We start from the raw sequence: 24,094 nt of genomic DNA, 5'->3' as shown, positions 1-24,094 counted from the left end.
AGCGATGACGACAGCGGAGAGCGAACGATGAAGATCGGCGTGTGCATGCCCTATATGGTGCGCGACTATGATCGCGAGCGGATTCTCACCTGGGCGCGCAAGATCGAAGCCGGGCCGTTCCACAGCCTGTCCTGCGGCGAACGGATTACCAACCACAGCTATGACATGCAGAGCATTCTCTGCGCCGCGGCGGCCGTGACGGAGCGGGTGCGGATCATGCCGTCGCTCTACGTGCTGCCGATGCGGTCCGCCGTGATGACCGCCAAGGAGGCCGCGACGCTCGACGTTCTCTCCGACGGCCGCGTCTCGGTGACGGTCGGCATCGGCGGGCGCGAGAAGGATTATCAGGCGGTCGGCGCACCATTCGAACGGCGCCACCAGCGTATGGACGAGCAGGCACTCGAGATGCGCCGGGTGTGGCGCGGCGAGCCGGTGTTCGAGGGCGCGGACGAGGTCGGCCCGGTCTCGCCGCAAGGCGCGAACATCCCGCTCTATGCCGGCGCGATGGGCCCCAAGGCGATCGCCCGCGCTGCCAAATGGGCCGATGGCATCTACGGCACCTCGATGGCCGGCGATCGCGAGGGGCATGAGCGCATCTTCGACATGGCCAAAGAGGCCTGGGTGAAAGAAGGCCGGACCGACAAACCCTATCTGGTCGGCAGCTTCTGGTACTCGCTGGCGCCCGACGCCGAGGCCGAGCTCAAAAGCTATGTCTATGATTATATGAAATATCAGGGCGAGGAGATCGGGCGTTACGTCGCTGACAGCATGACCCGCCATACGCCCGACGCCATACTGGAAGCGATCGACAATGTCCGCGCTGCCGGCGCGGACGAACTGCTGATCGTCCCCGCGACGGCCCATTATGACGAGGTAGACAAGCTGGCCGAGTTGCTGCGGTGAGGCACCTAAAGCCCCCTCCCCTCCGGGGAGAGGGTTATAAGGGGGCACGTCGAAACGGTGGCAAGCCGCGCCCCTGATGTCGACCGCTCTCTCGACGGGCCGTCCCCGGAGGGGAGAGGGAGTTAGGTCTTGCCCGCCCGTCGCCACCATGGCATCGCATCTGCGTATCCATAAAACAGATAGGATACGCATCCGCAGCCCCTGGGAGAGGAAATGCGATGAAATTCGGCCTGTTCTACGAACATCAGGTCCCGACTCCGTGGGACGAGGAGTCCGAGCTGCGCGTCTATCAGGAGGCGCTGGACCAGGTGGAATTGGCCGATCGGCTCGGTATCGACTATGTCTGGGAGGTCGAGCACCACTTCCTCGAGGAATATTCGCACAGTTCCGCGCCCGAGGTTTTCCTCGCCGCCTGCTCGCAACGGACCAGGAATATCCGGCTCGGCCATGGCGTGATGCTAATGTCGCCGCAGTATAATCATCCTGCGCGCGCCGCCGAGAGGATCGCGGCGCTCGATCTCGTCTCCCGCGGCCGGGTGGAATGGGGCACCGGTGAATCCGCCAGCGCGCTGGAGATGGAAGGCTTCAACCAGGATCCCGCGCAGAAGACCGCGCTGTGGCGCGAGGGCGCAGAGCAGGCCGCGAACATGCTGGCGATGACGCCCTATCCCGGCTTCCAGGGCCAATATTTCAGCATGCCGGCGCGCAACATCGTACCCAAGCCGGTGCAGAAGCCGCACCCACCGATGTGGCTGGCCTGCTCCCGCCGTGAGTCGATTCACCGCGCCGCGCGCATGGGCCTCGGCGCGCTTGCCTTCGCCTTCGTGGAGCCCGAGCAGGCCGCGCACTGGGTCCAGGAATATTATGACATCATCAAATCGGACGAATGCGTCCCGATCAGTCACAGGGTGAACCCCAATATCGCGATCGTCAGCGCCATGTCCGTCCACGCCGACGAGGCCGAGGCGATCGCGCGTGGGCGGGAGGGTTTCAAATTCTTCGGCTATTCGCTCGGCTATGTCGCCGCCTACGGCCAGCATCGGCCCGGCCGCTCCGAACTGTGGCGCAAGTTCAAGGAGGTGGAGGACACCATCCCCGAGAATAGCGGCCATGGCGGCATCGGCACGCCGGACCAGGTGCGCGAGCAGTTCGAACGCTATGAGAAGATCGGCATGGACCAGCTGATCTTCGTCCAGCAGGTCGGCAAGAATCGCCACGCGCATATCTGCGAATCGCTGGAGCTGTTCGCGCGCGAGCTGCTGCCTGCGTTCAAGGAACGCGATGCGATCCGCCAGAAACAGAAAGCCGAGGAGCTGGCGCCCTATATCGAGGCCGCGCTGGCGCGGAAGCAGCGCATGGCTCCGCTGGCCGAAGCCGCAATACCGACGATCGATTCCTACGGTCGCCGCAACACGACGGACATCAGCGTTTCCAAGCCCGAGGTGCTGGGCGATCGCGGTGGCGGCTTTTCCATCCCGAGCTTCGATCCGCATGCCCGCAAAGCCGCGATGGACATAGGCGGACAAGCGGTGATCGATCCGCACGCCCGAAATCCTGAAGGAGCGAAATAGCCGACGTCCATCGTCGTGCGCAGGCCGGGCGACGCAGAATGGCTTGGCCCCAATGTTCCACCCGCCGATACGGAGGCTCCATGTCGACCCGCCATCTCGTCGATCCGGATCTGCTGCCCACGCTGGATGTCTTCCCACAGTTCGAGTTCGATCGTGCCACCCTGTCCGCAATGCGCGCGGCACGGCAGGATCTCGCTTTGCCCGTTCCGGACGCTCACGGCATCACGATCGAGCGCCGCAGGATCGCCGGGGTCGGCGGACATGATGTAGGCATCATCATCTTTCGTCCCGAGCCGGCCGAGACCCCCTTGCCCGCGGTGCTGCACATCCATGGCGGGGGCTATGTGATGGGCACGGCGGAGATGAGCAGCGCCGGCAATGCCGTGACGGCAGATGCCGCCCGCTGCGTCATCGTCTCGGTCGATTACCGGCTGGCGCCGGAGACGCCGCATCCCGGGCCGCTCGAGGATTGCTACGCCGCGCTGAAATGGCTGCATGATGGCGCTGAAGAGCTGGGCGTGGATCGGACGCGGATCGCGGTCGCCGGCGAGAGCGCCGGTGGCGGCCTGGCCGCGGCCCTCGCCCTGCTCGCCCGCGATCGCGGCGAAGTGCCGCTGATCTTCCAGCGGCTGATCTATCCGATGATCGACGATCGTACCTGCGTGCGCGATGCGCATCCCTATGTTGGCGAGTTCATCTGGACTCCGGCTTCGAACCGCTTCGGCTGGCACGCGCTGCTCGGCGAGAAACCGGGCGGTGCCGGCATATCGCCATACGCCGCAGCCGCTCGCGCCGAGGATCTCGCGGGCCTGCCACCCGCCTATATCTCGGTCGGCTCGCTCGATCTCTTCCTCGAAGAGAATGTCGATTATGCGCTGCGCCTGACGCGCGCCGGCGTTCCCGTCGAGCTGCACGTCTATCCCGGCGCCTTTCACGGCTTCGAGCTCGCGCCGAACACACGGCTGGCGCGGGTCGCCGCACGCGATCGGCTGGAAGCGCTGAAACGCGCGCTGTACGGCGCGGGCTGAGCGCAGCGGTTCGAACCGCCGCGCTGGCAGAAGCCGCATCATAAGGATGGGGAGGATGGGATGCCGAACGCAGATCAGGGCAAGCTGACGGGACAAGCGGCGATCGTTACCGGCGCCGGCCGCGGGATCGGCCGCGCCGTGGCGCTGCGGCTCATGCGCGAGGGCGCGGCGGTCGCGATCGCCGACATCGCGATCGAACGAGCCCGGCAGACCGTCAGCGCGATAGAAGAAAGCGGCGGACGTGCCATCGCGCTTTCGGTCGACACTGCCAGCCGGTCTTCGGTGGATGCCATGGTCGCCTCTGCGGCGGAGGCGTTCGGCCGCATCGACATTCTCGTCAACAACGCCGCCATCGCCCGCAGCGCCCCGTTCCTGGATCAATCTGCGGAGGATTGGGCCGATCACATCGGCATCAATCTCTCCGGCGTATTCCACTGCTCGCAGGCGGCAGCGCGGGTGATGGCGACGGCCGGCTACGGCCGGATCATATCGATAACGTCTATCGCCGGGATGATGGGTCCGCTCGATTTCCCCGCTTACGGTGCTGCGAAGGCCGGCGTGATCGGCCTCACTCGCGCCATGGCGCTGGAGCTTGCCGATCACGGCATCACCGCCAACGCGATCGCACCGGGCCCGATCGACACGGAGTTGCTGCGCGAAGCCTGGTCGCCCGCAGCATATAGCGCGCGGGCTCAGCATATTCCGGTGGCACGGCTCGGTCAGGCCGACGAGATCGCCTATGCGGTGCTGATGCTCGCCGCGCCCGAAGCCGCATATATTACCGGCGTCGTGCTACCCGTCGACGGTGGTGCCGCGGCCGCCGGATCCTATATGTCGGAGAAGTTCCGGCGCCGGAGCGTTGAAGCGCCCGGCTGAACCCAGCTTGCGTCTAGGAGTCTGTATGGAAATGCGCCTTCGGCGCATGCTCGGCACCGGCCCTCTCCCCCACCCGGCCTCCCATAGAATACTGCCGTTGGGAGGCCGGGTGGGGGAGAGGGCCGGTGCCGCCTCGAAATGCGCGCTTCCGCGCATTTCCAAACAGACTCTAACAAGCCTCGGGCGACAGCGGCTTGAACACCAGCCGGTCAAGGATGGCCGCCATGTCCTCGGCGTCGATGTCCGTCCCCCGCTCCAGCCACCAGGCGAGGATGTTGAGCGTGGCGCCGACGGAATGGACGCTCAGCAGTTCGCCCGGCAGGTCTCCGCCCATGTCGACGCGATTCGCCGCGGAAAGCTGGATTGCGCGCAAGGTGATCTCCCGCCGCATCGCGTCGCCAGCCCCTACCAGCAACGCATGGCAGATCGCCCGCTGCGTATCGACGAACCGCGCCAGCTCCAGCGAGGCGGCGCGCGTCTCGGTTTCGCGCATCAGGGGGCCCATCAGCGCCAGCATGTCGAGGATCAGCGATTCGGCGATATCCGCCAGCAAGGCTTCCTTGCTGGGGAAGTGGCGAAAGAAGGTCGCATAGCCCACCGAGGCCCGTTTTGCGATTTCGGCCACGGTCAGCTCCGCGAACGGCTTTTCCCCCGCCAGCGCGATCAGCGCATCGCGAAGCGCCGCGCGCGATTTCAGGATTCGTGCGTCGACCGCGCTTGACGGCCGCTCGGTAAAGTCTATTTTATGATCCATACTATATCATAAATAGGGTGATGCTCATGAACGCTCAAGCCCATCCGCAGGCAGGCTGTCCTTTCCACAGCGGCGACGATCACCGCAAGTCCGCTGCCGCATCGGAAGGCGGCGGCACCGTGAAGCCCGATGTCCGCACGCAGACATTCGATCGCGCGCGCAGCGTGCTGCGCAGCGATGCCGCACGGCAAGCCGGCTTCATGGCCGAGCAAGTCAGCAAGATCGGCAGCGCGACGCGCCAGCCCATCCTTTTCCTGGAGGGCGAGGCGCATCGCGTGCAACGCAGCGCCACCGCGCGCTTCTTTACGCCCAAGATCGTCACGACCCGCTATCGCGATCTGATGATACGCCTGAGCGACGGCCTGATCGACCGCTTCAGGAAACAGAAGCGGGTCAAGCTCGACGACCTCAGCCTCGAACTGGCTGTCGCCGTGGCAGGCGACATCGTCGGCCTGACCGCAAGCGATCCGGATGGCCTTGCCAAACGGCTGGACGTCTTCTTCACCGGCAACTTCGATCCGCCCGGCAACAAGCTGCGCGCCTTCGCCAAATTCCTGCGGTCGCAATATCAGGTATTGTCCTTCTATTATCGCGACGTCGCGCCCGCGATCCGCGCCCGCAAGAAACACCGGCAGGACGACGTGATCTCGCATCTGATCGACGAAGGCTATAACGGCCGCGAGATCCTGACCGAATGTCTCGTCTATGGCGCAGCCGGCATGGCGACCACGCGCGAGTTTATCGTGATGGCGGCATGGCACATGCTGGAACGCCCGGAACTGCGCACCGCTTTCCTGGAGGCGAACGAGACCGGCAAGATCGCGTTGCTCGAGGAGATACTGCGCCTCGAGCCCGTGGTCGGCTATATCTATCGGCGCATGCAGGCGGATCTGCCGTCGTCTGACGGCGTGCAGGATGTGCGTCTCGGCAATGCGGTTGCGATAGACGTGCGCGCCGCCAATACCGACGAGGCCGCCTTCGGCGCTTGCCCGCGCGAGGTGATGCCTGGACGGAAGGTCAGCGCCAAATATGGCAATGCCGGTCTGGCTTTCGGCGATGGCGAGCATCGTTGCCCAGGGGCGCAAGTGGCGCTGCATGAAACCTTCCTGTTTCTGGAGCGACTGATGCAGGTTCCGGGACTGAAGCTGGAGCGCGCGCCCGACCTCGCCTGGAACCGTCTGGTAACGGGCTACGAACTGCGTAACGCCGTGATCACCTGCGACTGAACGGCAGCGCCGAGGGCGCGCCGGACCAGCGACAAAATAACGCTACGGCCAAATTAAAATAACGGGGAGAGGAAGCATGAAGAAATCGACGCCCGTGCTTTGCTTGGCGGCAAGCACGATCGCAGCCCTGACCGCGGCTTTTCCGGTACAGGCGCAGACCAGCACGGCCACCAAGACGGCAGCGGAGATAGGCGACATCGTCGTCATCGCGCGGCGCCACGAGGAATCGCTCCAAAAGGTTCCCGTGGCGATCACCGCCCTGTCGGGCAATGCCCTGGCAGAGCGGAGCGTCGTTTCCGTCGATCAACTGCGCAATTTCGCACCGGCGCTCAACATTTCCGGACAGGATCGCGGCGAGGCCACCTTCTACATCCGTGGCCAGGGTCCGGGGGTGCTGGGCGGCGGCCAGCGCAACTTCACCAGCGTCGCCACCTATTTTGCCGAGGTGCCGACGCCGATCGCCGGATCGGGCACGATCTACGATCTGTCCAGCGTACAGGTGCTCAAAGGGCCGCAAGGCACGTTGTTCGGCCGCAACACGACCGGCGGCGCGGTACTGTTCGAACCGACGAAGCCGTCCTTCGATCTCGGCACCTATCTGAAAGGCAGCTTCGGCAACTATAAGTATCGCGAGCTGGAAGCGATGCTGAACCTGCCGATCGTGCAGGATCTCCTCGCAGTGCGGCTGGCCGGCGACATCGGCCGCCGTCACGGCTTCACGCGCAACGTGGTGACCGGCCAGCGGCTCGACAGCCGCAACAACGATTCCTACCGCGTCTCGCTGTTGTTCACACCGACGCCCGATATCGAGAATGTCACGATCGTCGACAGCAATTTCCGCGACAATAGCGGCTCGGGCCAGATATTGCGGCAGGTGGATCCCGGCGCGAACCTCGGCAGCCTGCCGAATCCGCTGCTCTACGGCCCCAGCGCCACTCCGGAGACGATCGGGCTCAGCAATTTCCTCGGCCTGCCGCAAAGCTTCACCCTGACCGCCGGCAGTCCTGCCTCCAGCTATATCGCCTGCCTGCAATATCCCCTGCCCGGCTGCGCCACCGGGCCGTTCGGCGGCGCCGTTGCCGCGCTTCAGGCAGCCGCGGCAAATGGCGGCCTCGGCCTCTCCGGCCTCACGCCTCAGCAATTCCAGGCCGCCCTGGCGCAGCAGCAGGCGCTGGGCATCCGCCGCATCGCCAACCCGCGCTACCAGTATCGACGCAACCGCGATTTCGGCGTCACCAACAAAACCAGCTGGCAGATTTCTGATACGATCACGTTGAAGAACATATTCTCCTTCCGCAAGGAGAAGACCGCCGAGACGCTCGATCTGTCCGGTCCGCTATCCTATATCTACAGCTTCTATCCGGCCGGCTCGGAGCCCTATGTTCGCGGGTTCGAGCAATATACGGAAGAATTCCAGATCCAGGGCAAGATGCCTGATCTCGGCCTCAGCTACATCCTCGGCTATTATCACGAGCAGGCCAAGCCCGGAATTCACCAGGCCTATCGTTCGTACAGCTTCGGATCCATAATCAGCACCATCCAGGATTATAACGATAAAAGCGATGCCGTCTTCGGGCACATCGAATATAATATCACCAAAGGTCTGCAGCTCAGCGGCGGTATTCGATATACGCGCGACAAGCGCTTCGCCTCTTCCTCCAAGCTTACGGACGACGGCACCTGCAACCAGCCCGATCCCAGCCAGTTCGATCCGGTCTCCGGTCTGACCCCGAATGTCTGCCCGCAATCGTCAAGGGCTCGCTTCAGTGCGGTGACGGGCGACGCGACGCTCCAATATAATATCAACCAGCGCACCCTGGTCTATGCAGCATATCGCCACGGTTATAAGAGCGGCGGCTTCAACCTGCCGGCGCCGACCGCGGATACGCGCGTCTTCCGGCCGGAAACTGTCGACGATATCGAGCTGGGGCTCAAGGCGGATTGGGATATCGGCGTTCCGCTCCGTACCAATCTCGCGCTGTTCCACGACAAATATAAGAATATCCAGATCGCGCAGGGCGTGTTCAGCGGCGGCACGCTCGTCTCGGCGGTGCTGAACGCCGGCCGCGCGACCAACAAGGGCTTCGAGTTCGAGGGCACGATCGTTCCGTTCACCGGGTTCACACTGTCGGGCTTCGTCTCCTATCTCGATGCCAAATGTCAGGTGGATGCCGGCGAAGCCTGCCGTATCGGCCGCCAGATCGCCTATCAGCCGCACTGGAAATATTCGATCAACGGCCAGTATAAGCTGCCGCTGCCGGGCGATACCAACGTCACCCTGTTCGCCAGCTATTCCTATACCGGCAAGGTCAACACGTCCGACCCGGATGCCGTTCTGGTCGGACTGAAGGACTATTTCCCCGGTTACGGCACGCTCGACGCACGGATCGAGTGGAACGACGCGATCGCGAAGGGCATCGACCTCGCCGTGTTCGGGACGAACCTCACCAACAAGGGCTATTTCGTCGGCGGCTATTCGCTTGCGACCGATCTGGGCGTCGACGCGATTCTCGCGGGAGAACCGCGGATGTACGGCGCCTCGGTGAAATTCCACTTCGGGCGTTGATTGGCGGTCTGGCACAAGGAGACAGCGAATGAAGGCAGTTCAGGTGCTTCGCCACGGCGATCCTGCCGATGTCGTGGCGGTAGCCGAAACCGCCATACCGGATGTCGGGCCGGGCGAGGTCCGCGTCGCGGTATCCGCGGCGTCGCTCAACTTCGGCGATATCGCGCGCGCCCGCGGCGGCGTGGCGACGGTGATGGCGCAGCCGCCCTTCACCCTCGGCATGGATGTCTGCGGCGTGGTGGAAGCGACGGGAGCAGGGGGCGAGGCGTGGCTGGGCCGGCGCGTCGTCGGAATGACGAAGATGGCATTTGGCGGTATGGCCGAACAGGCGATCGTGCCGCTGGCGAGCCTTTTCGACGCGCCGCCTGAACTCGACGATGCCGAGGCGACGGCTTTCCTGCTGCCCTTCCACACCAGCTATCTTGCGCTGCAGCTGCGGGCGAAGCTGCAGGCTGGAGAAGCGTTGCTCATCACCGGCGCGGCGAGCGGCGTCGGCACGGCCGCCGTGCAGCTCGGCGCGGCTGCCGGTGCGCAGGTGATCGCGCTCGCCGGCGGCCCGGAGAAGGGCCGCTATTGCGAAAGCCTCGGCGCAGCGGCATCGATCGATCATCGGCAGGACGATCTGTTCGATCGGGTAATGGATCTTACCAGCGGGCGCGGTGTCGACGTCGCCTTCGACCTGGTCGGCGGCGAGCTCACCGAACCGATCTGGACCTGCATGGCGCGCGAAGGCCGCTACCTGCCGGTCGGCTTCAATGGCGACTCGCAGGGCGGCCTCGGCGGCAAGCCGCTGCGCAAGGTCTCCATTGGCAATTTCTCCGTGCTTGGCGTGATGCTGGCCTATGGCATGGCGGTCGGCCCGATGCGCCGCATGGGAATGAACCCGCATCCGCCGGAGATCGGGCAACAGGTTCATGCGGCGCTGTGCGATCTGGTGGCCGCCGGCCGGATCAGGCCAGCGATCGGGCAACGTATCCGCATGAATGCGGTGGGTGCAGCGCTTGCCGACCACGAGGCGCGCAAGACCTCCGGCCGAACCGTCGTCGACATTGCCGGATCGTGAAGGAGCCGCACCGATGGCCATGAACCCCGACATGCTCGCCGCCGCCGCCTGCGAACAGACCGGCCTCGACGATTTCGGCAGCGACAGTTTCCGCGAGGGACTGACGATATTGTGCGATTCCCTGTCGGCCGAGGCGCAGCTCAATCCGTTCGGGCAGATGGCACTGCCCGGCGCGATCGTCTCCGGGCTATCCAACCGTCTGCGGATCGTCGACTGGGCCAAGCGGCATCCCGAAGTCTCCGAAGAGCGGATCGAAGCGCCGATCGTCGTCGTCGGCCTGTTCCGCGCCGGCACCACCTTCCTCAGCTATCTGCTGGAAAAGGACGAGCGGCATCGCCCGTTGCTGCGCTGGGAGGCAGAAGCGAGCGTGCCGCCGCCGACGCCTGAGACGCTGCTCTCGGATCCGCGCATCGAAGCGGTTCGCGCGGCGAGCGCGATGGTCGACCAGATCAATCCTCGCATCCGCATCGTGCAGAGCGAGGAAGCGGATGGGCCGACCGAGTGCATCGGGCTGCTGAACCAGGATTTCAAAAGCGTGCTGTGGGAAGCCATGGCCAATGTCCCGGCCTATGGCGAATGGCTGTTCGCGACCGATCACCGATCGGCCTACGATTATCATGAGCGCGTGCTGCAGACGCTGCAGAGCGGCGGCGTCCGCGGCCGCTGGTCGCTCAAATCGCCGTCTCATGCGCTGCATCTGGATGCGCTCACCGCGGTCTATCCCGATGCGCGGCTGGTGGTCATGCATCGCGATCCGGTGGTGCTCTGCGCCTCGGTCTGCAGCCTGATCACGACGCTGACGAGCACCTTCTCCGATGCCGATCACCGCCGCTACATCGCCGATCACTGGACGGAGATGCTCGCCCGTTCGATTGCCGCGATCGATGCGTTTCGCGATGCCAACCCGAACCATCGGATCGTCGACGTGCGCTACGCCGATCTGGCGAACGATCCGATCGCCACCATGGGCCGCGTCTATGCGTCGTTCGGCGACGAGCTCGACGGACAGGCGCTGGCCGCGATGCAGGACCATGTCGAGTCGCATCCGAAGGGCCGTTTCGGGAAACATGGCTATGATCCCGAGGAGTTCGGCCTCGACGCCGGTGCGATCGCTGAACGCTTTCGCCCCTATGTCGAACGCTACGACATTCCGCTGGAGACGATGCGCGAACCCTGAACGGCGCCAGGTGCGGCTGCGATTCCCGCTGGCGGACGGAAGGGTGCGATGCCCGCCCGGCCAGGCGAACGTGGCCGGATCACACGTCTTGTCTGCATCGTCGCGTTTCCACAGCGGCCTTCGGCTGCTACTCTCCCAGGCGAGCGTGCTCTGCGACGATCGCGCAAACGAAAATGGGAGAGAAAAATGCCCGACTATGATCTGCTCCTCACGGGGGGCCTGATCGTCGATGGCAGCGGCAGCGAACCGTTCGTCGGCGATATCGCGATCAAGGGCGATCGCATCGCCGCGATGGGCACGGTCGAGGGTAGCGCGACACGCACCGTCGATGCGAAGGGGCTGATCGTCACGCCCGGCTTCGTTGACGTGCACACCCATTATGACGGCCAGGCGATCTGGTCCGACCGGCTTTCGCCCTCCTCCAACCACGGCGTGACCACCGTCGTCGTCGGCAATTGCGGCGTTGGCTTCGCGCCCTGCCGTCCGTCCGATCACGACTTGCTGCTCAAGGTGATGGAAGGCGTGGAGGATATTCCCGGCGTGGTGATGGCCGAGGGCCTGCCGTGGACGTGGGAGACCTTCCCCCAATATCTCGATGCGCTCGACGCGAGGGCCCGCGACATCGACGTCGCCGTCTACCTGCCCCACTCGCCTCTGCGCGTTTATGTAATGGGCGAGCGCGGTGCGGCGCGCGAGCCGGCGACCGACGACGATCTGCAGCGCATGCGCACACTCGCCAAGGAAGCGATCGAGGCCGGCGCGATCGGCTTCGCCACCTCCCGCGTGTTCATCCACCGCACCTCGGACGGCCAGCAGATACCAAGCTTCGAGGCCGATCAGCGCGAGTTGATCGAAATTGCCCGCGGCATGAGCGATGCCGGCGAAGGCATCGTGCAGGCGGTGCTGGCGATCGCGCCCTGGGAGCAGGAACTGGGCATGCTCGGCGAGGTCGTCTCCGAGAGCGGCCGCCCTGCCACCTTCACCTTCGGCGCGCCCAATTCCGGCGCGAAGATCTGGAAGGAAGGGCTGGAGATCGTCGAGCGGTTGAACCGCAACGGCCCGCCCGTCACCGCGCAGATGTTTCCCCGCCCCGTCGGCATGATCGCTGGGCTGGAGCTGTCCACCCATCCCTTCACCCTCTGCCCCAGCTTCAAGGCGATCGAGGCACTGCCATTGCCTGAGAAGCTGCGGATCATGCGCGATCCCGATTTCCGTGCAAAGCTGGTCGCCGAGGCGCCCGAGGAAGGCCATCCGCTGACCCAGATGGCGCGCAACTGGGAATGGATGTTTCCATTCGGCGATCCGCCCAATTACGAGCCGCCGCTGGAAAGCAGCATCGCCGCCGAAGCCAAGCGCCGCGGCCAGACGCCAGCCGAGGTCGCCTACGACATGCTGCTGGAGAAGGATGGCAAGGCGATGCTCCTGCTGCCGCTCGGCAATTATCACGAAGGCAAGCTCGATGCGGTCGGCGAGATCATCCGCCATCCCAATGTAATCGCCGGTCTCGGCGACGGCGGCGCGCATTACAGCGTGATCTGCGATGCCAGCTTCACCACCTTCACTCTCGCTTATTGGGTGCGCGACCGCGAGCGGGATCGGCTGGAGCTGAGCGAGGCCGTGCGTTTCCTGACGCATGATCCGGCCAAGACGGTGGGCCTTGAGGATCGCGGCCTGCTCGCCCCCGGTTACAAGGCCGACGTCAACCTGATCGACCTCGACCGGCTGAAGCTGCTCGCCCCCGAGACGCGCTACGACCTGCCCGCCGGCGGCCGCCGGCTCGACCAGCGCGCCGAGGGTTATGTGATGACCATCGTCTCCGGCGAGATCACACTCGAGAACGACCGGCCGACCGAAGCGCGGCCGGGCAAGCTGGTGCGCGGTGTCCGGGGCGTGCCGGAAGTGGCGGGGTAGGTCTCAGGTCACCATGCCTCGCTAATCCCCCTCCCCTCCGGGGAGAGCTGCGGCATTCGCCCGTCGCTCATTGGAAACTTTTCTTCGTCATTCCAGCGAAAACGAAAGCTGGGATCGCTTCCGCGGTCGCGCGGGCGCCTCTCGAGAGCGATGCCAGCTTGCGCTGGCATGACGTCTGTTTATGCAACGCTCCGGCGCGCGGGAAAAGCTTCAGAAACAAGCGAAATCGCGCCGTCAGCGCGCCGGCAGCCGCCCGATCAGCTGCGCTCCGTCGGCCAGATGCACTCGACATCATCGTCCGCCGACAGCCGCCAATTGCGGATCACGCCCACATGGACGCTCACCCGCTGCGCGCACGATAGTTTTAGCCTCGGTAGAAATTTGAAAAGCCCCTCTCCTGGCCGCTGCCATTATTTGAATTTAAGTTCAAACTTGAATTTTAGTATATTTATCTGTATCGAGCCGGGCATCGGAGAGAATCAGGGAGAGATGAGATGCCGATGCCCAACGATGTTCCCGTGATCGACACGATGCTCGGCATCCCGAGCAATGCCGCCCGCACCGACTGGTATGACTGGTTCCGCCCGCTGCTGCGCGACCGCGAGAGCCTCGATGCCTTCGAGATGCCGGCGCAGTACATGTTCAAGGGCGTGCCCGACATCGGCGAGCAGGCGGATTATCTGGCCTGGACGATCGGCGAGATGGATCGCTTCAACATCGCCAAGGCGCTGGTCGGCTTCGATCCCTCGCTGGTCGGCCGCATCCGTTCCGAATATCCCGATCGCTTCGCCTTCGACCTCCCGCTCGATCCCAATCGCGGCATGGAGGAGGTCCGCCGGATCAAGCAGATCCACGCCGAATATGGCCTCGCGGCAGTTAGCGTCTTCCCCGCGGGCACCTGGCCGCAGGTGCCGATCAACCACAAATATATGTTCCCGATCTACACCGCCTGCTCGGAGCTCGGCCTGCCGATCCTCCTCAATGTCGGGGTACCCGGGCCCCGCATCCCGATGGAGAATCAGAAGGTCGAGCATCTCGACGAGATCTGCTGGTTCTTCCCCGATCTCAAGATCGTCATGCGCCACGGAGCCGAGCCCTGGGAGGCGCTGGCCGTCAAGCTGATGCTCAAATGGCCGAACCTCTATTATTCGACCAGCGCCTTCGCGCCCAAACATTATCCCAAGGCGATCATCGATTTCGCCAACACGCGCGGCGCCGACAAGATCATCTATGCCGGTTATTTCCCGATGGGCCTCAGTCTCGACCGGATCTTCCGCGAACTCGAGGACGTTCCCTTCAAGGACGAGGTCTGGCCGAAATTCCTCGCCGGCAATGCCCGCCGCGTCTTCAACCTGGGAGAGTGACGATGTCCGACAGTCTCACCGATGCTCGCACCCCGCCGGTCGCGGTCTGGAGCCAGCTCCAGGCGCTGAAGGGCGATGCGCTCAAGGCGTGGCGCATGGCCGAGCCCGAGAATCGTCGCTCGATCGAGAGCCGCAACCTCGATCTGCCCTTCCCCTTCGGCTGGTATGTCGCCTGCTTCTCCGACGAACTTGCCGTCGGCGAGGTCAAGCCGCTTTATTATTTCGACACCGATCTCGCCATCTGGCGCGGCGAGGACGGCACTGCGCGGATGATCGACGGCTATTGCCGCCATCTCGGCGCGCATCTCGGCTATGGCGGCCGCGTAGCCGGCAACGACATCGAATGCCCCTTCCACGCCTGGCGCTATGACGGCGCCGGCGCGGTCACTGATATTCCCTATGCCCGCACTATTCCGCCGCAGGTCCGCAAGCCCTGCGATCACCAATGGCCGGTGATCGAGCGGAACAAGTGCATCTGGTTCTGGTATCATCCCCATGGCACCGCGCCGATGTGGGACGTCGAGGAGCAGGCCGAGACCGCCGATCCCGAATGGACCGACTATGAACATCATGAATGGTATGTCTGGGGTTCGCTGCAGAACATGGCGGAAAACGGCGTCGACGCCGCCCATTTCCGCTACATCCACGGCACCGCCGACTTTCCGGACTATGCGCTGACCTCCGAAGGCCACAAGCGCACCGGCGTCGTCCATTCCAAGATGGACACGCCCTGGGGCAAGGTCGACGGCTCGATCGCCTATGGCACGATCGGCCCGGGCCAGAGCTACACCCGCTTCGGCGGCATCTGCGACACGCTGCTCGTCTCGGCGGTCACGCCGGTCTCGCAGGACAAGGTGCACGTCCGCTTCGCCTTCACCCAGCGCCGCTCGGACAAGGAGGGCGAGAAGGCCGGCGTGGCGCGTGGTATCATCAAGAATCTCTGCCGCCAGCTCGATCAGGACAAGGTGGTCTGGGATCGCCAGCGCTACATGCCGCAGCCGGTGATCTGCGACGGCGACGGCCCGATCGCGGCCTTCCGCCAATATTACAGCCAGTTCTACGCGGAATATGAGCCGGATCCGGCCAAGAAGATCGCCTCGCTCAACATGGTCCGCAAGGCGAAGCGGTGACTTCAAGCCCTCTCCCGCTGCCGGGAGAGGGCCTTCTTATTCTTAGTCATGCTGAAAGGCGTTCAGCGTGACGCCTTCAGGACGTTGCCCCCCGCCCCATCACCAGTTCCACCGCCACCCGCGCCGCCTGCTCCAGCTTGGCGCTCAGCGGATAGGCCTCGTCGAGCCGCCACAAGAGCACGATGCCGCTGTAGAGCCCGAGCAGCATCTCGCCGAGATCGCGCGCCGGCACGTCGCCGCGCACCCGCCCCCTATCCGCTGCGGTCGTCAGCGCTGCGGTGAACGCATCGACCAGCCGCCCCGACCAGCGATCGCCCCCGGCCGCGACCGCCCAGCCCTGTTCGGCCGGGTCGAGCAGCCTGCGCGACAGCGCCGCGTTCGCCTCCAGCCGCGTCGCGCTGCCGACGAAGATCCGGTGAAGGCGCGCGGCGACCTGCGTCTCGGCGGCGTTGGCCTCCTCGATCAGCGTCTGGAAGGCTTCGTTATTCTCGGCGATCAAATCGACGACGATATCCGCCTTGGCCGGGAAATAGTTGAACAGCGTGCCCCTCGCGACATCCGCGCGCTCGGCGATCTCGTCCATCGTGGTCGCGCCGACGCCGGACGCGGTGAAGCAGGCGCGGGCCGCCGTCAGGATGGCGCGGCGCGTGCGCTCCTTGTTCTTCTCGCGTCGCGACAGTATCGCGCCGGCCGCAGCATTGGTCATCGCCTGCCTCCTTCCCGGCCTCGCCGGGGAGCATAAGGGCAGGGACTTACACCATATTTGATCTGCAGTTCAAATATGGATTCAAGATCATCTAACTAAGTGCCGCACAAAAAGGGCCGCGGCCGGCACGAGGAGAGAAACCGGCCGCGGCAAGGAGAGGCTCGTTCAGTCGGCGTTACGCACGCGATGCGGGATGTCGTCGCTTGCGATCAGCACGCGGTGCATCACCCGCGGGAAATCGCCATAGTCGCGCACCGCATAATGCAACCCCGCGCGATTGTCCCAGAAGGCGACCGAATTCTTCCGCCAGCGGAAGCGCACGCTATGCTCGGGCTTCTTCACCTCCGCGTAGAGCCGTGCGAGCAGCGCATCGCCCTCGGCGCGGTCCAGGTCGACGAAGCGCGGCTTGAGACTGAAATTGATCCAGAAGATGTCTTCACCGGTCTCAGGATGGGTCCTGATCACGGGATGCGAGACCAGCGGATAGATCTCGTTCGCCTTGGCGAGCGCCGACTGGAAATCGTGAATGACATAGAGATTGTCGATCTTCTCGCGCAGATCGGCGGGCAGACCGCGCAGGATCGATCCGCCATTGGCCCAGATCGTGTCGCCGCCGACGTCAGGAATATGCTCCGCGCGCAACACCGCGCCGAGCACCGGGTTCAGCCGCCAGCTCGTGTCGGTATGCCAGTGATTTTCGCGCTCGTCATATTTCTTGAAATCCTCGGCCGCGATTGGTTGGATGATGCGGTGCGTCTGCAGCCCGCCCGACGGATGAGCGTAGAGCTCGCCGAAATTACGCGCGAAATCGAGCTGCTGGTCACGCGAAATATCCTGATCGCGGAAGAACAGCACCTTGTGCTTGAGCAGCAGTGCATAGAGTTCGTCGCGCACCGCCCGGTCGAGCGGCTTGCCGAGATCGACTCCGCCGACCTCCGCGCCGATCACGGGGGTGAGCTGCTCCACGCTGAGCGTGCCAGTGGCCGGTACATCGATCGGCGAACGGGTTTCTTCGATTATTGCCATGGGAGACTGTCCTTCATCTGGGCCTCGCAGGCGGAGGCGGGACGAAGAACAGCTATTATGCCGCCGGAAATGGCTCCAACGCGTTTTTCTGAACAGCATGTCAGGAGAACTGATATGGTTTTCCGGCGTCCCTGCCAGCGGGATAGCAGGGGCCGCCCCGTCGTCCGGTTTCCCCACTGTAGGGCACAACATTCACACATCGGTGCCGATGTACTTTTTCTTCTTCGTCATCCCGGACTTGATCCGGGATCCATTCGCCGCAGCGCCACTCATAAGGTGCAACGCTGCGGCGTAGGAGAACCATGGCGATCCCATCGTTTCTTCGAATAGGGCCAGAAGCTTATTTCACTGTGAGGAATAATTATTGATCTTGAATAGCCAGCCGCCTTTCATTCGGCCGTCAGCGGTCGCGCAGCGCGCAGAATGGGGGACGATATGGCGGGTCGAATTGGCGGCATGCGACGCCTGATCGGCATGGTGGCTACGGCCATGCTTCTCGGCATCTCCGGCCCGGCATCGGCGGAGACGGACTATCGACCCATCACCCCCACCATGGCCGACCGTACTGTCACCCTGACCGGTCACGACCTTTCCATCGATCAGCTCGTCGATATCGCACGCTTCGGTGCGAAGGTGCGCGTGGCGGACGAGCTGAGGGACGGCGCGGCCGCCTCCTTCGGGCTCATCCTGCAAGCGCAGGCGGAGAAGGTGCCGGTCTATCTCTTCAACCGCCTACCCGGCTCCGGACGCGAGCAGGCCTCGCTGGTCGGCGATCCCGATTCCGAGACGTTCAAGGCGGAGATCGCACGACGGTATGCGCCGCCCGAGACGCCGCAGCTGCCGGCCGGCTTCGGGGAGGACATCAAGGACGAAGAGGTCGGGCGCGCGATGCTCGCCGTCGATCTCAACAATATGCGCTACCTTGCGGCCAGCCCCGCCTATGTGCAGGGCATTGCCGATCTGCTCAACCATGGCGTGACGCCGGCGGTCTATTGGCGCGGCGCGATCGGCGAGGCGGATTTCGTGCCGACCGGACAGACGCTGCGCGGGCTCGGCCTCGCTTATTTCAAGGGCCGCAGGATGCCGGCCGCCGAGGCGCTCAGCGCCGCGGGCCTGCATCCGATCCAATTTGCCGGCGCCGACGGGAACCTGGTCACGACGAGCGCGCTCTCGGCCGGCTTCGCCGCGCTGCTGGTCTATGACCTGCGCCGCTTCCTCGGCTGGCACGACCTCATCTGGTCGATGGATCTCAACGCGATGAACGGCAGCATCGGTCCGCTGTCCCTGCCGGTGCAGTCCACCCGTCCCTTTCCCTGGGCGAACTTCGCCGCCCGCCGCGTGCTCGAGATGCTGAAGGGCAGCTACGTCTTCAACGGCGAATATCGCATCATCCAGGATCCCGAGAGCCTTCGCGCGACGGTCTGGCGCGCGGGCAGCGTCTGGCAGTCCTGGGCGCGGCTGCGCGACACGGTGCTGATCCAGATGAACTCGACCGATCACAATCCCACCATCCGTCCGGGCTTCTCGCCCGGGGATTCGTGGGAGCTCGCGACGCCGCAGCTGCTCAAATACCATGTGAAGGGCGGCCGCTGGAGCAACGGCATGGGCGGCTACATCCTCTCCAACTCGAACTGGGATCCTTATCCGCTGGTGGATGACGTGGAGGCCTTCTCGATCCCGCTGACCAATTTGATGGTGGCGGTCGTCGAGCGGGTCCACCGCTTCGAGGACAGCTTCTTCACCGTTACCGACCCGAAGGAGGTCCTGAAGACCCATGGCCAGCCGGGCGGTGCAAGCGGTGTCGGCGGCAGCGGCGGGGGTGGCGGCATCATCGATGCGCTGTGGCAGGAACTGAAGCCGCTCGCCAACCCGGTCGCCCCCGACGGCGTCACCGCCGATCGCGGCGTCGGCGATCTCGATGCCGTGCCGATGCTGAAGCTGATGCGTCTGCGTCAGGCGATGGGCATCGCCCAGGACATGCTGGGGCAGGACATGCTCAACGCCGCCTTCTGGATGGATATTCGCAAGCTCGAGGATCCGGCGCGCAGTTTCGGGCCCGCTCCCACCAGCCTGTGGACGACGCTCCGCCAGCTCGTGCCGTTCCAGCGCCAGCCGAGCCTCGGACCGGCCGGAACCGCCTCCGGCCTGGCTACGACGCCGGCCGCCCTGTCCGACACGCCCGCCAACCTCGCCTCCAGCTTCCTCAGGAGCCACGCGCCCGACGAGTTCGACGCGGCGATCGCCGTGCCGATGCCGGGCGGAGAGCCGGTCATCCCCCGTGCGGGGCTGACGCGCGCATCGCGCTGAGCTCCGGGGCTACAGCGCCCGGATCGCCTCTGCGCTGAGCTCGGCCAGATGCCGCGCCGCCTCTCCTCTTTGCTCGGCCTTCAGCAGGATGCAGGTGACGTTGGGCAGCGGCGGCAGCGCCGGCGCCTCGAGCACGGGCAGGTCGCGCAGGAAAAGGCTGGTGCGGCAGGTGACGCCAAGCCCGGCCGATACGGCGGCACGCAGGGTGGAGAGATTGGGCGTCTCCACCGCGATCCGCCACGGCTGGCCCGCCGCATCCAGCGCGGCGATCGCCGCCTCGCGAAAGCGGCAGGGCTTTTCCAGCACGGCGAGCGGCAGCACGTCCGCCCCGGCCAGCCCCTCCTCGCCAAACCAGCGCATCGGCGCGCTACGCAGCGCATGCTCATCGCGCGGGCCGGCATAACCGATCACGATGTCGAGCTGGCCGCGCTCCAGCATGGTCTGCAATTCCGCCGTGCCGGCGACGCGCGCGAAGATCTGCGCCTCCGGATGAAGCTCGGAAAAGCGAGCCAGCAGGCCGGTGAGCAGCAGATCGGCAAAATCCTGCACCATGCCGACGCGGACCGGCCCGATAAAGCGCCCGGCGCTGATCGCGGCCAGTCCTTCGTCATGGATCGCCAGCATCCGACGCGCATAGCCGAGCAGCAGCTCGCCCGCGGCGGTCAGGGTCAGCCGCCGCCCCTCGCGTTGGAACAACGGCTGCTGCACCAGCTCCTCGAGCCGCTTGATCTGCAGGCTCAACGCGGATTGGGTGACGAATACCTGCTCCGCTGCATTGAGCATCGATCCGGTGTCGACGATCGCGACGAAGCTGCGCAGCATGGTGGTAGGCAGGTTGACGGCCATTCGCGCTCCTTCGAATTACCGCTATTGTCTATCTTATCAGTAGATTTAATGGATAATGATATTCTTGATTCGCCTAAAGTCTTTCTCCACGACCCCGCACGACCAGAATTTATCAAACGATTTCAATATTATATGACCACATATAAGCACATCTCATACGTTAGGTGAAGCATACTCTATTGATTCAGTAGAGAATAATCCGGCTTGATGCGGCCATGAAGAAGCCCGGATCCCCCTCCTTCACCCTACGCCCCGGCCGCTGGCTGTCGCCCCTGCTGCTGCTGCTCTTATGGGAAGCGGCCTCGCGCACCGGCCTCATCCCGCCGCGCACCCTCGCCGCGCCCTCGGCCGTGATCGAGACGCTGGCGGAGATGATCTGGTCCGGCGAGCTGCCGTCCAACCTGCTCGTCTCCTTCGGCCGCGTCGCAATCGGGCTCGGCATCGGTGTCTCGCTCGGTATCGTGCTCGCGCTGGTGGCCGGCCTCTCCCGCTCCGGCGAGGTCGCGATCGATCCGCTGATGCAGATCAAGCGGGCGATTCCGGTGGTGGCGCTCGCGCCCTTGTTCATCGTCTGGTTCGGCATCGGCGAGACGCCGAAGATCGCGCTGATCGCCTTCGCCACGCTGTTTCCGGTGTATCTCAACCTCTATAACGGCATTCGCGGTGTCGACGTCCGGCTGGTCGACATGGGGCGCAGCTTCGGCCTCGGCCGGGCGCAGGTGATCGGCCATGTCCTGCTCCCCGGCGCCCTGCCCTCGCTGCTCGTCGGGCTGCGCTATTCGCTCACCATCGCCATCGTGATGCTGGTGATCGCCGAGCAGATCAACGCGACCGCCGGGCTCGGCTATCTCGTCAACAACGCCCGCGATTTCATGCGGACGGACATCATCGTGGTGTGCCTGATGGTCTATGCGCTGCTCGGCCTCGGCGCCGATCTCATCGTTCGTGTCATCGAAGGCCGGGCCCTTGCCTGGCGGCCCTCGCTGGTGGAGGCTTGATCCCATGGCTTTGACGCTCGCATCTCCGGGCGCGGAATCGCCCGCTCCGGTAGCCGCCGTCGTCCGGTTGCGCGGTTTCTCGCGCGTGTTCGGCGAGACGGTGGTGCTCGACTCGCTCGATCTCGATATCGCCCCCGGCGAGTTCGTCGCCCTGCTCGGCCGCTCGGGCAGCGGCAAGACCACCCTGCTGCGCACCCTCGCGGGTCTCGACAGCCGGCATGAGGGGCAGGAGGTCGCCATTCCTTCGGCGCGTGCCGTCGTCTTTCAGGATTCGCGGCTGCTGCCGTGGAAACGGGTCTGGAAGAATGTCGGCCTCGGCCTGCCCGGCAAGGATGTCCGCGCCCGTGCCGAGGCGGCGCTGCGCGAGGTCGGCCTCGGCCATCGCCTCGACGCCTGGCCGCTCACCCTCTCCGGCGGCGAGGCACAGCGCGCCGCGCTCGCCCGCGCGCTCGTCCGCGAGCCGCAGCTCCTCCTGCTCGACGAGCCGTTCGCCGCGCTCGATGCGCTCACCCGCCTCAGGATGCACGAGCTGGTGCTGAGCCTGTGGCAGCGGCATCGCCCGGCGGTGCTGATCGTCACCCATGACGTCGACGAGGCGATCGCGCTTGCTGATCGCGTGCTCGTGCTCGACAAGGGCCGCATCGTCGCCGAGGAGCGCATCGAGGCGGAACGCGGCCAGCGCACCGCGACGGTCCGCCGCCTGCGCGCCGTGCTGCTCGGCCATCTCGGCGTCGAAGCGGCCGAGGGCTCCTATGCCGATCTGGTGGCGCATCCGCGTTCCACCTGGCTGGCGGCGGCCGAATGAACGCCCCGGCCCCGATCGATACGGCCGGCGCCGATGCCGCGCCGCTGCACGATTTCGTCGCGGCGCTCGGCGGCCTGGTCGACCGTGCCGACGAGGCGGCGATCCTGTCCGAAGGCAGCCGGCGGCTCGCCGATCTCGTCTCTCGCGACGGTTGGCTGCCCGCCGCCTATGCTGCGCCCGATCCCAGCCGCTACCAGCAATATCTGCTCCATCGCGATCCGGCCAACCGCTTTTCCGTCGTCAGCTTCGTCTGGGCGCCCGGTCAGGCGACGCCGGTCCACGATCATCGCGTCTGGGGCATGGTGGGCGTGCTGCGCGGCGCCGAGCTGGTCGAGGATTTCGCCCGCCGCGACGACGGCCGCCTCTTCCGTGTCGGATCGCTGCGCACCCTTGCCGCCGGCGAGGTGGAGAGCTTCTCGCCCGCCACCGGTGACATCCATCGCGTCGCAAACGCCTATGACGATCGGGTGTCGATCAGCATCCACGTCTATGGTGCCGATATCGGTGCCGTCGAACGGGCGACCTACGATGCCGATGGTACGCCCAAACTCTTCATCTCCGGCTATGCCGCCCTGCCAGCATTGATCCCATGACACAGACATATACTCCTGCCGCCGTTCGCCAGGCCCTGCTGCTGCGCGCCGAGATCGCCCTGATCGACGTACGCGAGGAAGCCGCGTTCGCCACCGGCCATCCCCTCTTCGCCGCCCAGATCCCTCTGGAGCGCATCCAGATCGAGGCACCCTCCCGCCTGCCCCGCCGCGACGTGCCGATCATCCTCTACGACGATGTCGAAGGTTTCACCGACGCAGCCGCAGAGCGCTTCGCCGCGCTCGGCTACAGCCGCGTCCACAGGCTCGAAGGCGGCCTCTCCGGCTGGCGCAATGCGGGTTATGAGCTGTTCGAGGACGTCAATTCCTATTCCAAGGCGTTCGGCGAACTGGTCGAGCATCGCCGTCGCACGCCGTCCCTGCCCGCCGGCGACGTCCAGGCGCTGATCGACGAGAAGGCGGACATCGCGATCCTCGATGCGCGCCGGTTCGACGAATATGCGACGATGAGCCTGCCCGGCGGGATCAGCGTTCCCGGCGCCGAGCTCGTGCTGCGTGCGTCCGCGATCGCGCCCGATCCGGATACGACGATCATCGTCAACTGCGCCGGGCGGACGCGCAGCATCATCGGCGCACAATCGCTGATCAACGCCGGCCTGCCGAATCGCGTCGTCGCGCTGCGCAACGGCACGATCGGCTGGACGCTCGCCGGCCAGGCGCTCCAGCACGGCAGCAGCGCGCGCTATCCCGACGTCGATGCCGGCGCGCTGGACGAAGCCCGTGTCCGCGCCCGCCAGGTCGCCTATCGCGCCGCAGTCAAGCGCGTCGACGCCGAAGCCCTGGCCGCGCTGGAGGCGGATCACGCGCGCACCCTCTATCGTTTCGACGTGCGCCCGCCGGAGGAATATGCCGCCGGCCACGCCCCCGGTTTCCGCAATGCTCCGGGCGGCCAGCTCGTCCAGGAGACCGACCATTTCGCCCCGGTGCGCGGCGCGCGCATCGTGCTCGCCGACGATCTCGGCGTACGCGCGGACATGACCGCGTCCTGGCTCGCCCAGCTCGGCTGGGAAGTCTATGTGCTCGATGGCCGGCCGGACGTCTCCGAGACCGGCGATCCCCACGCCTTGCCGCCGCGCGGCGCGCAGGGCCGCTATCGCCGCCCCTATGAGGGCACAGACAATCCCGCCGCCGCCATGCAGGCCTATCTCAAATGGGAATATGGCCTCGTCGATCAGCTCGCGCGCGACGGCACGCACGGCTTCTACGTCATCTGAACCCCACAGGAG

Annotated in this window: 20 protein-coding genes; 16 read left to right on the top strand and 4 right to left on the bottom strand. The window is 65.2% G+C overall.

What is annotated here, in order from left to right; genetic code table 11:
* The first annotated feature begins 27 nt into the window (after positions 1 to 27).
* The 4 genes from GQY20_RS19945 (at position 28) to GQY20_RS19930 (ending at position 4,378) form a co-directional block, all read left to right on the top strand.
* Positions 28 to 903: an LLM class flavin-dependent oxidoreductase gene (locus GQY20_RS19945; protein WP_157218894.1), complete on the top strand. Its 876-nt coding sequence runs from the start codon at positions 28 to 30 to the stop codon at positions 901 to 903.
* A 218-nt stretch (positions 904 to 1,121) separates the two neighbouring features.
* On the top strand, positions 1,122 to 2,474 hold the full coding sequence (locus GQY20_RS19940) for an LLM class flavin-dependent oxidoreductase (RefSeq protein ID WP_157218893.1): 1,353 nt from the start codon (positions 1,122 to 1,124) through the stop codon (positions 2,472 to 2,474).
* 80 nt (positions 2,475 to 2,554) lie between these two features.
* Positions 2,555 to 3,502, top strand: coding sequence for an alpha/beta hydrolase (locus GQY20_RS19935; protein WP_157218892.1), 948 nt, complete (start codon positions 2,555 to 2,557; stop codon positions 3,500 to 3,502).
* Positions 3,503 to 3,562: 60 nt separating this feature from the next.
* A complete protein-coding gene (locus GQY20_RS19930) occupies positions 3,563 to 4,378 on the top strand; it encodes an SDR family NAD(P)-dependent oxidoreductase (protein WP_157218891.1) in 816 nt (271 codons plus the stop codon).
* Positions 4,379 to 4,547: 169 nt separating this feature from the next.
* Here the strand turns inward: GQY20_RS19930 and GQY20_RS19925 are convergent, their stop codons facing one another.
* Entirely contained in the window at positions 4,548 to 5,132 is a 585-nt protein-coding gene (locus GQY20_RS19925) for a helix-turn-helix domain-containing protein (RefSeq protein WP_157218890.1), read from the bottom strand.
* 26 nt (positions 5,133 to 5,158) lie between these two features.
* Between GQY20_RS19925 and GQY20_RS19920 the strand changes: the two genes are divergently transcribed.
* The 7 genes from GQY20_RS19920 (at position 5,159) to GQY20_RS19890 (ending at position 15,569) form a co-directional block, all read left to right on the top strand.
* Entirely contained in the window at positions 5,159 to 6,358 is a 1,200-nt protein-coding gene (locus GQY20_RS19920) for a cytochrome P450 (protein WP_232476165.1), read from the top strand.
* Between the two features lie 76 nt (positions 6,359 to 6,434).
* A complete protein-coding gene (locus GQY20_RS19915) occupies positions 6,435 to 8,924 on the top strand; it encodes a TonB-dependent receptor (RefSeq protein ID WP_157218888.1) in 2,490 nt (829 codons plus the stop codon).
* Between the two features lie 28 nt (positions 8,925 to 8,952).
* Complete coding sequence (locus GQY20_RS19910; protein WP_157218887.1) at positions 8,953 to 9,987, top strand: NADPH:quinone oxidoreductase family protein; 1,035 nt, start codon at positions 8,953 to 8,955, stop codon at positions 9,985 to 9,987.
* 13 nt (positions 9,988 to 10,000) lie between these two features.
* Positions 10,001 to 11,164: a sulfotransferase family protein gene (locus GQY20_RS19905; protein ID WP_157218886.1), complete on the top strand. Its 1,164-nt coding sequence runs from the start codon at positions 10,001 to 10,003 to the stop codon at positions 11,162 to 11,164.
* 186 nt (positions 11,165 to 11,350) lie between these two features.
* Positions 11,351 to 13,075 carry an N-acyl-D-amino-acid deacylase family protein gene (locus tag GQY20_RS19900; protein ID WP_157218885.1) on the top strand — a complete coding sequence of 575 codons (1,725 nt, stop codon included), beginning with the start codon at positions 11,351 to 11,353 and terminating at the stop codon, positions 13,073 to 13,075.
* A gap of 500 nt (positions 13,076 to 13,575) precedes the next feature.
* Entirely contained in the window at positions 13,576 to 14,439 is an 864-nt protein-coding gene (locus GQY20_RS19895) for an amidohydrolase family protein (RefSeq protein WP_332836100.1), read from the top strand.
* A gap of 2 nt (positions 14,440 to 14,441) precedes the next feature.
* On the top strand, positions 14,442 to 15,569 hold the full coding sequence (locus tag GQY20_RS19890) for an aromatic ring-hydroxylating oxygenase subunit alpha (protein ID WP_157218883.1): 1,128 nt from the start codon (positions 14,442 to 14,444) through the stop codon (positions 15,567 to 15,569).
* Between the two features lie 76 nt (positions 15,570 to 15,645).
* Here the strand turns inward: GQY20_RS19890 and GQY20_RS19885 are convergent, their stop codons facing one another.
* The gene (locus GQY20_RS19885; protein ID WP_157218882.1) at positions 15,646 to 16,275 is read right to left on the bottom strand and encodes a TetR/AcrR family transcriptional regulator; all 630 of its coding nucleotides are present in this window, start codon (positions 16,273 to 16,275) and stop codon (positions 15,646 to 15,648) included.
* A 165-nt stretch (positions 16,276 to 16,440) separates the two neighbouring features.
* Positions 16,441 to 17,301, bottom strand: coding sequence for a TauD/TfdA dioxygenase family protein (locus GQY20_RS19880; protein WP_157218881.1), 861 nt, complete (start codon positions 17,299 to 17,301; stop codon positions 16,441 to 16,443).
* A gap of 435 nt (positions 17,302 to 17,736) precedes the next feature.
* On the opposite strand from GQY20_RS19880, the gene GQY20_RS19875 reads away from it, so the two are divergent.
* On the top strand, positions 17,737 to 19,608 hold the full coding sequence (locus tag GQY20_RS19875) for an aromatic amino acid ammonia-lyase (RefSeq protein ID WP_157218880.1): 1,872 nt from the start codon (positions 17,737 to 17,739) through the stop codon (positions 19,606 to 19,608).
* A 9-nt stretch (positions 19,609 to 19,617) separates the two neighbouring features.
* On the opposite strand, the gene GQY20_RS19870 is transcribed toward GQY20_RS19875, so the two are convergent.
* On the bottom strand, positions 19,618 to 20,454 hold the full coding sequence (locus GQY20_RS19870; protein ID WP_157218879.1) for a LysR substrate-binding domain-containing protein: 837 nt from the start codon (positions 20,452 to 20,454) through the stop codon (positions 19,618 to 19,620).
* A gap of 215 nt (positions 20,455 to 20,669) precedes the next feature.
* Between GQY20_RS19870 and GQY20_RS19865 the strand changes: the two genes are divergently transcribed.
* The 4 genes from GQY20_RS19865 to GQY20_RS19850 are packed head-to-tail and all read left to right on the top strand — an operon-like array spanning position 20,670 to position 24,082.
* The gene (locus GQY20_RS19865) at positions 20,670 to 21,452 is read left to right on the top strand and encodes an ABC transporter permease (protein ID WP_157218878.1); all 783 of its coding nucleotides are present in this window, start codon (positions 20,670 to 20,672) and stop codon (positions 21,450 to 21,452) included.
* Positions 21,453 to 21,456: 4 nt separating this feature from the next.
* Positions 21,457 to 22,257: an ABC transporter ATP-binding protein gene (locus tag GQY20_RS19860; RefSeq protein ID WP_157218877.1), complete on the top strand. Its 801-nt coding sequence runs from the start codon at positions 21,457 to 21,459 to the stop codon at positions 22,255 to 22,257.
* Positions 22,254 to 22,850 carry a cysteine dioxygenase family protein gene (locus tag GQY20_RS19855; protein WP_157218876.1) on the top strand — a complete coding sequence of 199 codons (597 nt, stop codon included), beginning with the start codon at positions 22,254 to 22,256 and terminating at the stop codon, positions 22,848 to 22,850. The genes GQY20_RS19860 and GQY20_RS19855 overlap by 4 nt, the downstream gene beginning before the upstream one ends.
* Complete coding sequence (locus GQY20_RS19850; protein ID WP_157218875.1) at positions 22,847 to 24,082, top strand: rhodanese-like domain-containing protein; 1,236 nt, start codon at positions 22,847 to 22,849, stop codon at positions 24,080 to 24,082. Before GQY20_RS19855 ends, GQY20_RS19850 begins: the two co-directional genes overlap by 4 nt.
* Positions 24,083 to 24,094 lie beyond the last annotated feature (12 nt).

The organism is Flavisphingomonas formosensis (assembly GCF_009755815.1).
GTDB lineage: Bacteria > Pseudomonadota > Alphaproteobacteria > Sphingomonadales > Sphingomonadaceae > Flavisphingomonas > Flavisphingomonas formosensis.
The sequence above is the reverse complement of the archived record's forward strand: the minus strand, read 5'-3'. Positions and strand labels throughout refer to the sequence as shown.

What these genes read in the sequence shown, in the direction of transcription:
- GQY20_RS19895 (WP_332836100.1), top strand. Translation starts at nt 13,576, where the DNA reads ATGCCCAACGATGTTCCCGTGATCGACACGATGCTCGGCATCCCGAGC.
- GQY20_RS19880 (WP_157218881.1), bottom strand. Translation starts at nt 17,301, where the DNA reads ATGGCAATAATCGAAGAAACCCGTTCGCCGATCGATGTACCGGCCACT.
- GQY20_RS19855 (WP_157218876.1), top strand. Translation starts at nt 22,254, where the DNA reads ATGAACGCCCCGGCCCCGATCGATACGGCCGGCGCCGATGCCGCGCCG.
- GQY20_RS19920 (WP_232476165.1), top strand. Translation starts at nt 5,159, where the DNA reads ATGAACGCTCAAGCCCATCCGCAGGCAGGCTGTCCTTTCCACAGCGGC.
- GQY20_RS19930 (WP_157218891.1), top strand. Translation starts at nt 3,563, where the DNA reads ATGCCGAACGCAGATCAGGGCAAGCTGACGGGACAAGCGGCGATCGTT.
- GQY20_RS19870 (WP_157218879.1), bottom strand. Translation starts at nt 20,454, where the DNA reads ATGGCCGTCAACCTGCCTACCACCATGCTGCGCAGCTTCGTCGCGATC.
- GQY20_RS19875 (WP_157218880.1), top strand. Translation starts at nt 17,737, where the DNA reads ATGGCGGGTCGAATTGGCGGCATGCGACGCCTGATCGGCATGGTGGCT.
- GQY20_RS19900 (WP_157218885.1), top strand. Translation starts at nt 11,351, where the DNA reads ATGCCCGACTATGATCTGCTCCTCACGGGGGGCCTGATCGTCGATGGC.
- GQY20_RS19850 (WP_157218875.1), top strand. Translation starts at nt 22,847, where the DNA reads ATGACACAGACATATACTCCTGCCGCCGTTCGCCAGGCCCTGCTGCTG.
- GQY20_RS19885 (WP_157218882.1), bottom strand. Translation starts at nt 16,275, where the DNA reads ATGACCAATGCTGCGGCCGGCGCGATACTGTCGCGACGCGAGAAGAAC.
- GQY20_RS19865 (WP_157218878.1), top strand. Translation starts at nt 20,670, where the DNA reads ATGAAGAAGCCCGGATCCCCCTCCTTCACCCTACGCCCCGGCCGCTGG.
- GQY20_RS19925 (WP_157218890.1), bottom strand. Translation starts at nt 5,132, where the DNA reads ATGGATCATAAAATAGACTTTACCGAGCGGCCGTCAAGCGCGGTCGAC.
- GQY20_RS19910 (WP_157218887.1), top strand. Translation starts at nt 8,953, where the DNA reads ATGAAGGCAGTTCAGGTGCTTCGCCACGGCGATCCTGCCGATGTCGTG.
- GQY20_RS19860 (WP_157218877.1), top strand. Translation starts at nt 21,457, where the DNA reads ATGGCTTTGACGCTCGCATCTCCGGGCGCGGAATCGCCCGCTCCGGTA.
- GQY20_RS19945 (WP_157218894.1), top strand. Translation starts at nt 28, where the DNA reads ATGAAGATCGGCGTGTGCATGCCCTATATGGTGCGCGACTATGATCGC.
- GQY20_RS19905 (WP_157218886.1), top strand. Translation starts at nt 10,001, where the DNA reads ATGGCCATGAACCCCGACATGCTCGCCGCCGCCGCCTGCGAACAGACC.
- GQY20_RS19890 (WP_157218883.1), top strand. Translation starts at nt 14,442, where the DNA reads ATGTCCGACAGTCTCACCGATGCTCGCACCCCGCCGGTCGCGGTCTGG.
- GQY20_RS19940 (WP_157218893.1), top strand. Translation starts at nt 1,122, where the DNA reads ATGAAATTCGGCCTGTTCTACGAACATCAGGTCCCGACTCCGTGGGAC.
- GQY20_RS19935 (WP_157218892.1), top strand. Translation starts at nt 2,555, where the DNA reads ATGTCGACCCGCCATCTCGTCGATCCGGATCTGCTGCCCACGCTGGAT.
- GQY20_RS19915 (WP_157218888.1), top strand. Translation starts at nt 6,435, where the DNA reads ATGAAGAAATCGACGCCCGTGCTTTGCTTGGCGGCAAGCACGATCGCA.